Source organism: Propionicicella superfundia DSM 22317, assembly GCF_000423465.1.
In the GTDB taxonomy this organism is placed as follows: Bacteria; Actinomycetota; Actinomycetes; order Propionibacteriales; family Propionibacteriaceae; genus Propionicicella; species Propionicicella superfundia.
This window is the reverse complement of sequence record NZ_KE384020.1, coordinates 787,235-802,258: the sequence shown is the minus strand read 5'-3', so window position 1 is coordinate 802,258 and position 15,024 is coordinate 787,235. Positions and strand designations below refer to the sequence as shown.

The 15,024-nt window shown below is 70.2% G+C and carries 10 protein-coding genes and 1 tRNA gene; 7 read left to right on the top strand and 4 right to left on the bottom strand.

The annotated features are described in order from the left end of the window. Positions 1-4: 4 nt before the first annotated feature. The 4 genes from G555_RS0108915 to G555_RS0108900 form a co-directional block, all read right to left on the bottom strand. Complete coding sequence (locus G555_RS0108915) at positions 5-3,853, bottom strand: multifunctional oxoglutarate decarboxylase/oxoglutarate dehydrogenase thiamine pyrophosphate-binding subunit/dihydrolipoyllysine-residue succinyltransferase subunit (RefSeq protein WP_036921695.1); 3,849 nt, start codon at positions 3,851-3,853, stop codon at positions 5-7. Positions 3,854-3,897: 44 nt separating this feature from the next. Next, positions 3,898-5,172: a glycosyltransferase 87 family protein gene (locus tag G555_RS23040; RefSeq protein WP_156887483.1), complete on the bottom strand. Its 1,275-nt coding sequence runs from the start codon at positions 5,170-5,172 to the stop codon at positions 3,898-3,900. A gap of 145 nt (positions 5,173-5,317) precedes the next feature. Then, positions 5,318-6,577 carry a glycosyltransferase 87 family protein gene (locus G555_RS18855; protein WP_169337879.1) on the bottom strand — a complete coding sequence of 420 codons (1,260 nt, stop codon included), beginning with the start codon at positions 6,575-6,577 and terminating at the stop codon, positions 5,318-5,320. A gap of 206 nt (positions 6,578-6,783) precedes the next feature. After that, positions 6,784-6,855: transfer RNA gene (locus tag G555_RS0108900), tRNA-Arg, on the bottom strand. Between the two features lie 182 nt (positions 6,856-7,037). On the opposite strand from G555_RS0108900, the gene lysA reads away from it, so the two are divergent. The 7 genes from lysA (at position 7,038) to prmC (ending at position 14,988) form a co-directional block, all read left to right on the top strand. Continuing rightward, positions 7,038-8,468 carry a diaminopimelate decarboxylase gene (gene lysA, locus G555_RS0108890; RefSeq protein ID WP_028708621.1) on the top strand — a complete coding sequence of 477 codons (1,431 nt, stop codon included), beginning with the start codon at positions 7,038-7,040 and terminating at the stop codon, positions 8,466-8,468. Then, entirely contained in the window at positions 8,449-9,750 is a 1,302-nt protein-coding gene (locus G555_RS0108885; protein WP_211223228.1) for a homoserine dehydrogenase, read from the top strand. The genes lysA and G555_RS0108885 overlap by 20 nt, the downstream gene beginning before the upstream one ends. A gap of 20 nt (positions 9,751-9,770) precedes the next feature. Then, positions 9,771-10,667 (top strand): homoserine kinase, encoded by an 897-nt coding sequence (gene thrB, locus G555_RS0108880; protein WP_028708619.1) that lies wholly within the window; start codon positions 9,771-9,773, stop codon positions 10,665-10,667. 277 nt (positions 10,668-10,944) lie between these two features. Beyond that, positions 10,945-12,696 carry a transcription termination factor Rho gene (gene rho / locus G555_RS0108875; protein ID WP_169337894.1) on the top strand — a complete coding sequence of 584 codons (1,752 nt, stop codon included), beginning with the start codon at positions 10,945-10,947 and terminating at the stop codon, positions 12,694-12,696. 114 nt (positions 12,697-12,810) lie between these two features. Then, on the top strand, positions 12,811-13,020 hold the full coding sequence (gene rpmE, locus G555_RS0108870; protein ID WP_028708617.1) for a 50S ribosomal protein L31: 210 nt from the start codon (positions 12,811-12,813) through the stop codon (positions 13,018-13,020). A gap of 77 nt (positions 13,021-13,097) precedes the next feature. Then, positions 13,098-14,171 (top strand): peptide chain release factor 1, encoded by a 1,074-nt coding sequence (gene prfA, locus G555_RS0108865; RefSeq protein ID WP_028708616.1) that lies wholly within the window; start codon positions 13,098-13,100, stop codon positions 14,169-14,171. Next, positions 14,158-14,988, top strand: a complete 831-nt coding sequence (gene prmC, locus G555_RS0108860; protein WP_051208600.1) for a peptide chain release factor N(5)-glutamine methyltransferase — start codon at positions 14,158-14,160, stop codon at positions 14,986-14,988. Before prfA ends, prmC begins: the two co-directional genes overlap by 14 nt. Positions 14,989-15,024: the final 36 nt, after the last annotated feature.

Sequence of the window (15,024 nt, the reverse complement as noted above, 5' to 3'; positions counted from 1 at the left end):
CCTCCTAGTCGCCGACGACGGCCGCCTCCAGCAGTTCCCGCTCCTGGATCTCGTGGAGCTTGTGGGAACCGACCGACGGCGCCGACGCGGCCTCGCGGCTGATCCGGCGCATCGAGAGCTGATAGCCCCCCATCGCCTCGGCCAGCGGCTTCGCCAGCGCCGCGGACAGGAACGGCCACGCGCCCTGGTTGGACGGCTCGTCCTGCACGTAGCGCACATCCGTGACGTGACGGTACGGTGCCAACGCTTCCGCGAGTGCCTCGGTCGGCAGCGGGTACAGCCGCTCCAGCGAGATGATCGCGACATCCTCGGTCCGCTCGGCCTTCGCGCGCGCGGTCACCAGCTCCCAGCGGATCTTGCCGCTGCACAGCAGGACGCGCGTGACCTTCGACGGGTCGGTGATGGTCGGGTCTCCGATCGCGGGCAGCCACGTGCCGCTGGTGAACTCGCCGGGCATCGACGCCGCCTGCTTGTTGCGCAACATCGACTTCGGGGTGGCGATCACCACAGGGCGGTGCCAGTTGACGTACGCATGCTGCCGCAGCAGGTGGAAGTAGCTGGCCGGAGTGGACGGCTGGCAGACGGCCAGCGCGCCCTCGGAGCAGAGCTGCAGCCAGCGCTCGATGCGCGCCGACGAGTGGTCGGGACCCTGCCCCTCGAAGCCGTGGGGGAGAAGCAGGACGACGCCCGACTTCTGCGACCACTTCGCATCGCCGGACGAGATGAACTCGTCGGAGATGCTCTGGGCGCCGTTGGCGAAGTCCCCGAACTGTGCCTCCCACAGCACGAGCGCGTCGGGAGCGGCGACCGAGTAGCCGTACTCGAAACCCATCGCCGCGTACTCACTGAGCAGCGAGTCGAACACGTGGAAGCGTCCCTGATCCGAGGACAGGTGCTTGAGGGGGACGTACGGCTCGTTCGTCTTGCGGTCGATGACGGCCGCGAACCGCTGCGAGAACGTCCCGCGACGCGTGTCCTGCCCGACGAGCCGCACCGGGCGTCCCTCCATGAGCAGCGACCCGAACGCGAGCAGCTCGGCCGTCGCCCAGTCGATCGGGCCCTCCTGGATCGCCTTCGCCCGCCGCTCGAGCTGCTGGAGGACCTTCGGATGCACGGTGAAGCCGTCGGGGAACGTCACGTGGGCGTCGGCGACGGCCTGCATCTGGGCGGGCGTGATCGCGGTGCCCTCGGCGCCCGGACGCTTCGCCGGGTAGTACGGCGACTTGTGGTACTCGAACTCGACGTCGGTCTCTTCGCGAACCTCCTTGAACACCGCCTCCAGGCGGTCGCGGAACCGCGACGTCACCTCGTCGGCGTCCGCTGGGGAGATGTCGCCGCGACCGATGAGCTGCTCGGTGTACCGGCGTCGCGTGCTGCGCTTCTGCTCGATCAGGTTGTACATGAGCGGCTGGGTGAAGCTGGGGTCGTCGCCCTCGTTGTGACCACGCCGGCGGTAGCAGACGAGGTCGATGATGACGTCCTTGTGGAACGCCTCGCGGAAGTCGAAGGCCATCCGCGCGGTGCGGGCCACAGCCTCGGGATCGTCACCGTTCACGTGGAACACGGGGGACTGGATCGCCTTCGCCACGTCGGTGCAGTACACAGACGAGCGGGAATCGGCCGGGGCCGTGGTGAACCCGACCTGGTTGTTCACGACGACATGGATCGTGCCGCCCGTGCGGTAGGCGCGGAGCTGGCTCATCTGCAGCGTCTCGTACACGACGCCCTGCCCGGCGAACGCCGCGTCGCCGTGCAGCAGGACCGGCAGCACCGGGTACTCGTCGACGACGCCGAGCCGGTCCATCTTCGCGCGAGCGATCCCCTCGAGCACCGGATCGACGGCCTCGAGGTGGCTCGGGTTGGCGGCGACGGATGTCTTCACCGTCGCCCCCGACAGGGCCGTGAACTCGCCCTCGGCGCCCAGGTGGTACTTGACGTCGCCCGTGCCCTGGGAGTTGCGCGGGTCGAGGACGCCGTCGAACTCGCGGAAGATCTGGCTGTACGACTTGCCGACCACATTCGCCAGCACGTTGAGCCTGCCGCGGTGAGGCATCCCGATGCACACCTCGGACAACCCGGCATCGGCCGCCGAGTCGCAGATCTCGTCGAGCGCCACGATCGCCGACTCGCCGCCTTCGAGGCTGAACCGCTTCTGGCCGACGTACTTGGTCTGCAGGAACGTCTCGAAGACCTCGGCCTCGTTCAGCTTGTCGAGGATGCGCATGTGCTCGTCGCGGGTCCAGTTGACGTGAGGCTTCTCGAACCGCTCCTGGAACCAGCGGCGCTGCTCGTAGTCCTGGATGTGCATGAACTCCACGCCCATCGTCCGGCAGTACGACTCACGGAGCATCGACAAGATGTCGCGCAGGGCCAGCGTCTGGTTCTTCGCCTGCCCGAAGCTGCCGACCGCGAACTCGCGGTCGAGATCCCACAGGGTCAGCCCGTGATGCTCGATCTCCAGTTCGGGGTGCGTCCGCTGGCGGTACTCCAGGGGGTCGATGTCGGCCATCAGGTGCCCGAGCGAGCGGTAGGCGTTGATGAGCTCCACCACGCGTGCCTGCTTGGACAACTGATCGGGGCGGTGCGTGCTGATGTCGGTCGCCCACCGCACCGGGTTGTACGGGACTCGCAGCGAGTGGAAGATCTCGTCGTAGAAACCCTCCGATCCGATGAGGAGCTCGTGCATCCGGCGCAGGAACTCGCCGGACTGCGCACCCTGGATGACCCGGTGGTCATAGGTGGACGTGAGCGTCGTCACCTTGGACACGCCCAGCTCGTTCACCCGGTAGGGGCTCATGCCGGCGAACTCGGGCGGGTACTCGATGGAGCCCACGCCGAGGATGAGGCTCTGGCCGGGCATCAGCCGCGGGACGGAGTGGGACGTGCCGATGCCGCCGGGGTTGGTGAGGCTGACGGTCGTCCCGGCGAAGTCGTCGACGGTGAGCTGGCCGGAACGGGCCCGCTTCACGATGTCCTCGTAGGCGCGCCAGTACTGCGCGAAGTCCATGTCCTGCGCGTTCCGGATGCACGGCACGAACAACTGCCGCGTGCCGTCGGGCTTCTGCAGGTCGATGGCGATGCCGAGGTTGATGCCCGTCGGGGTCACGACGTTGGGCTTGCCGTCGATGCTCGCGTAGGAGTTGTTCATCTCGGGGATGGCCTTGATGGCCTGGACCATCGCGTACCCGATGAGGTGGGTGAACGAGATCTTGCCGCCGCTGGAACGGCGCAGGTACGCGTTGACGATCGTCCGCTGCTCGATCGCGAGCTTCATCGGGACGATGCGGACACTTGTGGCGGTCGGCATCGACAGCGACGAGTCCATGTTCTGGGCGGTGCGCATGGCGGCACCCCGCAGGACGGCGTGCGCAGGCTCGGGCCGGGGCTGCGCGGGCTGGGGCTTGGTCGGCGACTCCGTGGCGCGCGTGGGCGCAGCCGGGTGCCGTTCGGCGTCGCGGGCAACAGGCGTGGGGCGAGGGGGCGCTGCGGGAGGGGCCTGCACGTCGGGGGGAGCGGTCGCCGGCGCGGCCGGCGCCAGGATGACGGCCGGTTCGGGCTTGGGATGGGCGGGGACCGCAGCCGGCCCAACGGGGGTCGCGGGCGCGGGAGCCGCCACGGGCTCTGCGGCGGAGGCCGTGACCGGTGCCGCGGGAGCCGCCTCGCCCCCCGGTGCGGCCGGTGCAGGTGTCTCTGCGGCGAGTGATTCGGCGACCGAGCCGTCGGCGAAGTACTTCGCCCAGGCCGGGCCCACGGAGTCGGGGTCTTGCTGGTACCGAGCGAGCATCTCGGCGATGAGCCACTCGTTGGCGCCGAACTCTAGCTCGGCCCCTGACGAGTGTTCGAGGGCAGTCACTGCATTCCTCCCGCTGGCTAACGGCAACGCTGACGCCTTCGATGCTACTTCGCAACGCCTGCGAGGGCGACTCGCGCGCCGGGGCGAGTCACCCGTACCGCAAGGAAGGACGCGTATCCGGTGAGGCCGACGAGGATCGCATTCCGGGCGGCGAGCAGGCCGGTGATGCCGAGCGACGACGCGGAATGGCGGAAGAGGTGACCGTAGCTGAGCGGGAAGAAGACGTGTGTGAGCGTGGTCGCGACGAGGATGAGCAGCGTGAGGTGCCGCAGGGCGGCCGACGACAACTCCCGGCGGCTCGGCGCCGCCGCGGGTTCGTGGACGGCGAGCAGCGCGACGAGGACGGGCCCGAGCCACAGCATGTACTGCGGGCTGAGCACCTTGTTGGAGACCATCATGACGCTGGTGGTCACGAGCGCCAGCAGGGCGATCGCGGCCGGATCGGACACCGCAGCGCGAATGGCGCGGTACGCCAGCCATGCGATGAACAACAACGCGGCAGCGCTCGCGGCCGTGGACGCGGCCTCGAGCACCCCGACGTAGGGGCCGGTGATCTCGTAGGCGTGGTACGTCGTCAAGGCGACCTCGTACGACGTGGATCCCGCCGCCCACAGCAGCATGACGGGCGTCGCGAAGACCGATTCGATGTGCAGCCCGCGGTCGCTCTGATACCCCAGCGGCGACACGAGACGGGACAGCCCACCGGTCAGCACGCTCGCCACCGCCAGGCCGACGCCGGTGGCGAGGAACGCCACGAGCACGCGTCGGCGGGAGGCGCGGCGACCCACGAGCGGGAGGACCAGCAGGGCCGGCCAGAGCTTGACGGCGGCCCCGACACCCACCGCGGCCCCCGAGAGCGCCGGCCGGCGCGCGAACACCAGCACGGCCACCGCGGCGAGGACGGCCGGGACGAGGTCGAATCGCAGGTAGACGATGGCGCCGAGCAGCGGCGCGAAGAGGATCCACACCCCGACGGCCGACTGGCGATTGGCCGGTCTTGCGGTGCGCCACAGGACGATGGTGAACACGGTGTCGAGGAGGCCCATGACGCAGACGAACAGGACTCCGAAGGCGATACGGTGGCCGCCGCCCGCGAGCCAGAGGGCCCGGAACAGGTAGGCCGCGGGCGTGGGGTATTCGCGCAGCGCCCCCTGAATCCCGAGCGTGTCCCATCGCTGCATCACGGAGACGAAGTAGGACAGGTCCCCCGGCGGTACGATCCGGCGGATCGCCTCGGCGCCGAGCGCGACGCGCGTCCCGATCCAGGCCAGGACCATGGCTACCGACGGCACGGATCCGACCGCTGGGCGTCTCCGCACGCGCACCTCCTGTGTCGCCGGGGCGATCGGCCGCAGATCGGGCGGTCTGCCGCGAGGCACCCGGGTCGATGCGGTTCGGGCTGCCGACCAGAAAGTACTGTCCGTGGCTGGGAACGTGCTGTGACGGAGTGCGGCCGAGCGGCCGTCAGCCGGTGGCGGCCGGCTCGACGGTCACGGTGGGGATGAGGCCGCCCGACGGACGTCGCGTCACCCGGATCGCGAGCCACGCCGCCGCGCCCGCCCAGCCGAGCAGGAGGACGTTGCGCACCGACAGCACGAGAACCGCTCGCAATGCGAGAGGCGTGTGGCGGGTGATGTGCGCGTACGTGACGGGGTAGACGACCTGGGTCAGGACGGCGATCATGAGCATCCCGAGGATCAGGTTGCGCTCGGCGAACGGGGAGAGGGCCGGCCGGGGCGAGGCCGTCGGCTCCTGCAGGGCGACGAGGGCGGTCAGCGGTCCGGCCAGCCACAGCACGTATTGCGGGCTGAGCACCTTGTTCGTCACGATGAGAACCGCCACGGTGGCGAGGCTCACGAGCGCGACGGAGCCGGCATCGTCGATCCGGTGCCGCACGACGCGATACCCGAGCCAGGCGACGAAGACGAGGCCCGCCGCGAAGGCGACGGAACTGACCGTTCCCAGGGCACCGACGAGCGGCCCGGTGATCTCCCAGGCGTGGTGAGGGCTGATCGCCAGGCTGTACCGGCTCGATCCGGCCGCCCACACCAGCATCGGGACGGTCGCGGCGATCGACTCGATCTGCACGCCTCGGCCCGACTGGAACCCGAGCGGGGACACGAGGCGGTCCCACCCGCCGACGGCGAGGCCGAGGAGGGCCAGTCCACCGCCGACGGCCACGAAGCCGGTCAGCACCCGGCGCCGGTCGGCGCGTCGCCCGAGGAGCGGCAGGACCAGCAGCGCGGGGGTGAGCTTGATCGCGGCGCCGAGACCGACGAAGGCGCCCGCGGAGGAGGGACGTCGCCTCACGAGCAGGATCGCGGCGCCGGCGAGGACGGTCGGCACGAGATCGAAGCGGAGGTAGGCGAGCGAGCCGATGAGGGGAACGAGCAGGATCCAGAGGACGGTCGCCGCCACCCGTCTCGCCGGACGCGCATGCCGCCACAGGCCGACGGCGAACGCGGCGTCGAGGAGCACCATCACGGCGATGAACGCGAAGGTGAACACCACCTGGTCGCCGCCGGCCACGAGCCACAGACCGCGCAGGGCGGCCGCGACCGGCGTCGGGTACTCGGGAAGCAGGCTCGTGAGGTCCCCGCCGGTGCCGCGCTTCAGCGCCGAGACGTAGTAGGAGAGGTCGCCGGGCGGGAAGGTCGACCAGCGCACGAGCTTGAACAGGTAGGCCCTGCTCGCGATCCATGCGGCGGCGAGCGCGACGGGCACGATCCTGAGTCCTGCGGGACGCGGCACGTGATCCCCCATGCTCCGTTGGGCGAGAGGAGCGGGCGCCCCACATCGGGAGGTTGCGCCGGAACCTGCCTCGACGAAGCCGGGGGACAACCATCGGCAGGCTAGGGACGGCACCTGTGCGGGTCCGATGCCCGCGCTGTGCGCCGCATGAGTCTCGTAGGAAGAGGCGATGTCGTCGGCGCCCCCGGCAGGATTCGAACCTGCGCTCCCGCCTCCGGAGGGCGGTGCTCTATCCCCTGAGCTACGGGGGCCGATGGGCCGGAGGCCACTCTAGCGCATCGCGACGATCGTCGCCGATCGGTCGTCGGCCCCGGCGTCCGTGCCGCGGCGGTCGGTCCCGTCCGCCGCACACACACGGTCGACGGTTCGCACGGCGGGTCCAGTCGGTGAAAGCGGCCGGGGACGTGGAGAACAAGGTGGCACAGTACGGCGCATGACGCACATGCACGTGGCCGGGACCATCCACGCCGACGCGGTCTCCGCGGCTCCGGTGTGGCTGTCGAAGCCCGACGACGTGAACGACCTGGCCGACGGTCTGTGGAGCGCGGGGGTGCGCCGCGACAGCGACGGGATGATGTCGATCGGCGGCCTGCGCGTCGACGATCTCGTGGCGCGGACCGGAACGCCGGTGTACGTGATCGACAAGGCCGACTTCACCGATCGCGCGCGGCTGTGGCGTGACGCGTTCGGCCCGTGGCAGGTGTACTACGCGGGCAAGTCGCTCCTCACCCTCGACGTCGTGCGCTGGATCCGTGACGAAGGGCTCAACGTCGACGTGGCCTCGGAAGGGGAGCTCGCCGTCGCCCTGCTGGCGGGGATGCCTCCGGAGCGGATCGCCCTGCACGGCAACAACAAGTCCGTCTCGGAACTGCGTCTCGCGCTGACGGCCGGGGTGGGCCGGATCATCATCGACTCCGCCGACGAGATCACGCGGCTGGAGAAGCTGTGCCGTGAACTCGGGACCAGGGCCGAGGTCATGATCCGGGTCACGACCGGTGTCGAGGCCCACACCCACGAGTACATCGCGACGGCCCACGAGGATCAGAAGTTCGGCTTCTCCATCGCCGGGGGGCAGGCACTGGTCGGGATGGTGCGCTGCTTCCACAGCCGCGTCCTCGACCTGGTGGGAATCCACTCGCATATCGGGTCGCAGATCTTCGACACCAACGGGTTCGAGATCGCGGCCCGGCGGACGTTGCGCCTCATCTCGCAGTTCCGTGAGGCGACCGGCGTGGAGCTCCCCGAGCTGGTCCTCGGCGGCGGCTTCGGGATCGCCTACACACGTGCGGACACCCCCGAGCCCGTCACCGATCTGGCGGCGGGGCTGAAGGAGATCGTCGAGCACGAATGCCGCGGTTTCAACCTCTCCGTTCCGCTCGTCGCCGTCGAGCCGGGACGGGCGATCAGCGGGCCGCCCGGAACCGCCCTGTACACGGTCGGAACCGTGAAGCCGGTCGAGCTGGGCGGCGGCCAGTCGCGCCGCTACGTGTCGGTGGACGGCGGCATGAGCGACAACATCCGGCCCGCCCTCTACGCAGCCGAGTACTCGGCGGCGCTGGCGAACAGGGAGTCGGCGGCCGAGCCGGTCCTGTCGCGGGTCGTCGGTGTGCACTGCGAGGGCGGCGACATCCTCGTGCGTGACGACTTCCTTCCCGACGACGTCCAGCCCGGCGACCTCATCGCGGTCCCGGCATCGGGTGCCTACAGCCGGATGATGGCGTCGAACTACAACATGACCCCTCGTCCGCCTGTGGTGGCGGTCGAAGACGGTAACGTACAAGTGCTCCTGCGACGCGAGACGTTGGACGATCTCCTCGGGCTCGATCAGGGCGTACGCGAAGGGAATCTGCATGACACTCGATGAGTCCGCGCCGGTGCGCGTCGCCCTGCTGGGTGCCGGCGTCGTCGGCAGCCAGGTCGCCCGCCTGCTGACCGAGAACAGCGACGATCTGCGCGCCCGCGTGGGCCGCGCGATCGAACTGGTCGGGGTCGGTGTGCGTCGCACGGGCATCGAGCGTCCCGGCATCGACCCCGCCTTGTTCACCTCCGACCTGGAGTCGCTGGTGTCGCGGCCCGATGTGGACATCGTCATCGAACTCATCGGCGGCATCGAGCCCGCGCGGACGCTCCTGCTGGCGGCGCTGTCGGCGGGGAAATCCGTCGTCACCGCCAACAAGGCGTTGCTGGCCGACCACTCTCACGAGCTCTTCCAGGCGGCCGCCGCCGCCCGCGTCGACCTCTACTTCGAGGCCGCGGTCGCCGGAGCGATCCCGATCATCCGGCCGTTGCGCGAATCCCTCGTCGGCGACGAGATCACGACGATCATGGGCATCGTCAACGGGACGACGAACTACATCCTCGACCAGATGACGGCCGAGGGCACCGACTTCGCCGGCGCGCTCGCCGAGGCGCAGCGGCTCGGGTTCGCCGAGGCCGACCCGACCGCCGACGTGGAGGGCGACGACGCGGCGGCCAAGGCCGCCTTGCTGGCCAGCCTCGCGTTCCACACCCGGGTCCGGGGCAGCGACGTCCCCCGCGCGGGCATCAGCGACATCACGGCCGACGACGTCGCCGCCGCGAAGGCGCTGAACTGCACCATCAAGCTGGTGGCGGTGTGCTCGCTGTCCGAGGACGACCGCATCTCGCTGGGCGTCTACCCGGCACTCGTCCCGAACAGTCACCCGCTGGCCAGCATCCGGGGCGCCTACAACGCCGTGTTCATCGAATCGCGATCCGCCGGGCGCCTCATGTTCATGGGGCCCGGCGCCGGTGGCACGCCGACGGCGTCGGCCGTCCTGGGCGACCTGGTGACGGCGGCGCGCAACCGGCTCCGTGGCGTTCCCGGTCCCGGCGAGTCCACCTACGCCGCGCGATCGCTGATGCCGGCCGGAGAGGTGACGAGCCGCTTCTACGTCTCGCTGGAGGTCGTGGACGTGCCCGGTGTGCTCGCCAAGGTCGCCCGTGCGTTCGCCGATCATCAGGTCTCGTTGCAGATCGTCCGCCAGGAGGGCACGGGCGAGAGCGCCCGGCTCGGCATCATGACCCACGTCGCTGCGACCGCGGCGATCACGGCGACCGTCGCCGACCTGGAGGCGATGACGGACGTCCGCAGCCGAGTGAAGATTCTGCGCGTCGCAGGGATGTGACGCGTCACCGAGGAGGAACCATGCCCAGGCTCAACGTCGGCACGACAGCCAAGGTCCGCATGCCCGCCACGTCCGCCAACCTCGGGCCGGGGTTCGACAGTCTCGGCATCGCCCTCGACTGGACCGATGAGATCACCGTCGAGGTGACCGAGTCGGGCTTCGAGGTCGAGGTCGAGGGGGAGAGCGCCGACGTGGTGCCGACCGACGAATCCAACCTCATCCTCAATGCGGTGCTGCGCGGGCTGGAGGAACTCGACGCCTCCGTGCCCGGACTGAAGCTCACGGCCTACAACTCGATCCCGCACGGCCGCGGCCTCGGATCGTCGGCGGCCGCCGTGGTGGGCGGAGCGCTCGCCGCCTGGAAGCTGGCCCATCCCGTGCAGGAGCCCGACCGCCGCAGGCTCTCCCTGATGGCCGTCGACTTCGAAGGCCACGCCGACAACGCGACGGCCTGCATGTACGGCGGACTGACGCTGGCCTGGGGGCAGTACGAGAACCAGGCCCACGTCATGCTGCGCGTGCACCCGCGACTGCGGGTGATGATGTTCGTCCCCGAGACCCCCGTGTCGACCGCCCGCGCCCGCTCGATCCTGCCCGACCGGGTCCCGCGTGCCGACGCCATCGACAATGCGAGTCGCGCCGCGCTGCTCGTACATGCGGTGCAGGACGACCTCGGCCTGCTGTGGGCGGCCACCGCCGACAAACTCCACCAGGACTACCGCGCGGAGCTGATGCCCGAGTCGTACACGCTGATGAAGTCGTTGCGGTCCGAGGGCTATGCCGCGACGCTGTCCGGCGCGGGCCCCTCGGTGCTGGTGCTCGGGTCCGACCGCCACCTGGACGCGCTGTCGGATGTGAACGCCGAAGGCTTCCGCCGCCACGCGCTGCACGTCGGTGCCGCGGCGGCCGTGATCTGACCGGACGTCCGGCGCGCCACACCGCCACGCGAGGCCGTGTCGCGATTCCGGACCACGGCCTGCTACTCTGGGCCAAGCGCATGTGAAGCGCGGCCTCGGTGGCGAGGCAGGCTGCGATCCGCAGAAACCCAAATTCTTCCTCTCGCGGTGTGCAGGGAATCCAGAAGCCATGAACCCACCCTGGCGTGACACACGGACGGCGTCCGAAAGGAAATCAGTGACCGAAACGACAACCGCGACCTCTCGGCGTACGTCGAAGGGTTCCGGTCTCGAGGCCATGGTGCTGCCCGAGTTGAAGAAGCTCGCGGCCGAACTCGGTCTCAAAGGCACCGCAGCCATGCGCAAGGGCCAGCTCATCGAGGCGATCAGCACGGCCCGCGGACAGTCGCCCGCCCCGGCCGGGGCGCGGAACGGCGCCCGCGGCGAAGGCTCGAAGGACGGTGCCGACACCAGGGTCGTGCAGAGCAGAACCGAACCGGCCACGGCGACGCCGCCGGTTTCCGAGACGCCCGAAGCGCGAACCGCTGAGCAGCGCCCGGCGAACGACGGCGAGCGTCCCGCACGCAAGCGCTCCCGGCAGCAGGGGCAGCAATCCGGCGGCGAGACCCGCTCCGGAGGTGGCGACCGGGCGCACGCCGTCGCGGACGCCCCCGCCGACTCCGTCGTCGCGGACGATGTGGCGGCCCGGCTCGACGCGCTGAAGGGCGGCCAGGCCCGGCAGGGCGGCGAGACCGTCACCGAGGACGCCCCGCGCGAGACCCGTCCGGCGCCGTCCGACGACAACGACGAGTACTCCGGAGGGCGCCGCAACCGGCGCCGCCGCAACCGTGATCGCCAGAACCGCCGCAACCGTGGTGGCAACGGGGGGATGAGCGGCCTGGACGCCGAACCGGTCGTCGGAGAGGACGACGTCCTGCTGAACGTCTCCGGCATCCTGGACGTCCTCGACAACTACGCGTTCGTGCGGACGTCGGGCTACCTTCCCGGATCCGACGACGCGTACGTGTCGCTGTCGATGGTGAAGAAGTTCGGCCTCCGCAAGGGCGACGTGGTGACCGGTGCGATCCGGCAGCCGCGCGAGGGGGAGCGGCGCGAGAAGTTCAACCCGCTCGTCCGCCTCGACACGGTCAACGGCGACGCGCCCGAGAAGGCGCGCAATCGCCCCGACTTCAACAAGCTGACGCCGTTGTACCCGCAGGAGCGGCTGCGTCTCGAGACGACCCCCACGAACATGACGGGTCGGATCATCGACCTCGTCTCGCCGGTGGGCAAGGGGCAGCGCGGGCTCATCGTCTCCCCGCCGAAGGCGGGCAAGACGCTCATCATGCAGAACATCGCCAACGCGATCACGACCAACAACCCCGAGGTGCACCTCATGGTGGTGCTCGTCGACGAGCGTCCCGAAGAGGTCACCGACTTCCAGCGGACCGTGACCGGCGAGGTCATCGCGTCGACGTTCGACCGTCCCGCCGAGGACCACACGACGGTGGCCGAGCTGGCGATCGAGCGGGCCAAGCGGCTGGTCGAGCTGGGCCAGGACGTCGTGATCCTCCTCGACGGCATCACCCGTCTGGGCCGGGCCTACAACCTGGCGGCCCCCGCGTCGGGCCGGATCCTGTCCGGCGGCGTGGACTCCGCGGCGCTGTACCCGCCGAAGAAGTTCTTCGGCGCCGCCCGCAACATCGAGGACGGCGGTTCGCTGACGATCCTCGCGACGGCGCTCATCGAGACGGGCTCGAAGATGGACGAGGTCATCTTCGAGGAGTTCAAGGGCACCGGCAACATGGAGTTGCGGCTCCGCCGGGAGCTCGCCGACAAGCGCATCTTCCCGGCGATCGACGTGGACGCGTCGGGCACCCGGCGCGAGGAGCTGCTGCTCGGACGCGAAGAGGTGCAGATCATCTGGAAGCTGCGCCGTGTGCTGTCGGGGCTGGAGGATCAGCAGGCCCTGGAGACGCTGCTCAACCGGATGCGGAAGACGCAGAGCAACCACGAGTTCCTCATGGTGATCTCGCGGACCACGCCCTGATCCGGGGAAGTTTTGCGCGGCGGCGCGCGTTTGGCAGAATGGTCGGTCGGTGCCGGTTCACGCCGCCCTTCGGGGCTTCGATGGCGACCCGGCGCCTGAGATGAGGAGAGACGAATGAAGCAAGGGATCCATCCCGATTACGTGGAGACCACGGTGACCTGCACCTGTGGCAACACGTTCACCACGCGGAGCACCGCCAAGAGCGGCGTCATCAACGCCGACGTGTGCGCGGCCTGCCACCCCTTCTACACGGGTCGGCAGAAGATCCTCGACACGGGCGGTCGGGTGGCCCGCTTCGAGAAGCGGTACGCGAAGAAGAAGTAGCCGGCTTGGCACCGGGTCCCGGTCTCGGGGCCCGGTGTTGCCATGTCCGGGACGGGAACGGGTGAGGAGCTGGTCTGGTGTTCGAGGCAGCGGCGGGTCTGCGTGAAGAGTTCGCCGAGCTGGAGCGTGTCCTCGCCGACCCTCGGACGCACTCCGACATCGCCACGGCGCGGCGTGTGGGCCGCCGGTACGCCGAGCTGACGCCGGTCGTCGCGGCATTGAACGAGTACGACGCGGTGACCGGCGATCTGGGAGCGGCCCGAGAGCTGGCGTCCGAGGACCCGTCGTTCGCCGTGGAAGCCGCCGAACTGGAGGAGAGGCAGGGCGTCCTCATGGAGCGGCTCGCCCGGCTGCTCGCCCCGCGCGATCCCAACGACTCGGCCGACGCGATCGTCGAGATCAAGTCGGGCGAGGGCGGCGAGGAGTCGGCCTTGTTCGCCGGCGACCTGTTCCGGATGTACGCCAAGTACGCCGAGGCGCGCGGCTGGAAGGTCGAGGTGCTGGACTCGCAGGAGACCGACCTCGGCGGGTACAAGTCCGTCACGTTCGAGGTGACGTCGACGAAGGCGGGCGACCCCGACCAGATGCCGTACGGGGTCATGAAGTTCGAAGGCGGGGTGCACCGGGTGCAGCGGGTGCCCGTCACCGAGTCGCAGGGACGGATCCACACGTCCGCCGCCGGTGTGCTCGTCATGCCCGACGTCGAGGACGCCGAGGTCGAGATCAACGACGAGGACCTGCGCATCGACGTGTACCGGTCGTCCGGTCCGGGCGGCCAGGGTGTCAACACGACCGACTCGGCGGTGCGGATCACCCACCTGCCCACCGGCATCGTCGTCTCGTGCCAGAACGAGCGCAGCCAGCTCCAGAACAAGGAGCAGGCCATGCGGATGCTGCGCGCCCGGCTCGTCCAGGCCGCCGAGGAGGCCGCCGCCTCGGCCGCGGCCGAGGCCCGCCGGTCCCAGGTGCGCACGGTCGACCGGTCGGAACGCATCCGCACCTACAACTTCCCCGAGAACCGGATCGCCGACCACCGGATCGGGTTCAAGGCCTACAACCTCGACCAGGTCCTCGCCGGCGACATGAGCGCGATCGTCACCGCGCTGCAGGAGGCCGACCTCGCCGAGCGGCTCTCCCGTGCCCCGTCCTGATCGGCTGCTGCGGGACGCCGCGGCGTCGCTGGGCCATCTCGCGTCGCCGGGCGTCGACGCGCGGCTGCTCCTGGCGCATGTGCTGCGCATCCCACCGTCGCGGCTGCCGCTCGTCGAGGTGGTCGAAGCCGAGGCGGCGGCCCGGTTCGCCGTCCTCGTCGGACGGCGTGCGGCCGGGGAGCCCCTGCAGCACCTGACCGGCGAGGCGGCGTTCCGACACGTCGTCGTGCGCGTCGGTCCGGGAGTGTTCGTCCCGCGTCCGGAGACCGAGGTGATGACGGGATGGCTGATCGACCGGCTGCTCGGCGCGAGCGACGCGCGTGTGGTCGAACTGTGCGCCGGGAGCGGCGCCATCAGCCTGGCGCTGTCGGGTGAGCTTCCCGGGGCGCGGATCTGGGCCGTCGAGCAGGACGCGGCCGCTCTCGCGTGGGCGCGGCGCAACCTGGCGGGAACGCCGGTGACCCTCGTCGCTGCCGACATGTCCGTCGCGCTGCACGAGCTCGACGGCACGGTGGACGCCGTCGTCGTGAACCCGCCCTATGTGCCGCTCTCCAGCGCGAGCTCGATACCCGTCGAGGTGGCCCACGACCCGCCTCAGGCCGTGTTCTCGGGGATCGACGGGCTCGACGCGATCCGCAGCGTCGCCGATGTCTCGGCCCGGCTGCTGCGGCCCGGCGGGTGGCTGGCGTGCGAGCACGACGACGCGCAGGAGTCCTCGGCCCCGGCCGTGTTCGCTGCGACGAACGCGTTCACCGACATCTCCGACCACCGCGACCTCGCGGGGCGGCCCCGGTTCGTCACCGCGCGCCGATCCTGACCCGGCCAGGGCGGATCCCGTCGCGGCCGCTATCCT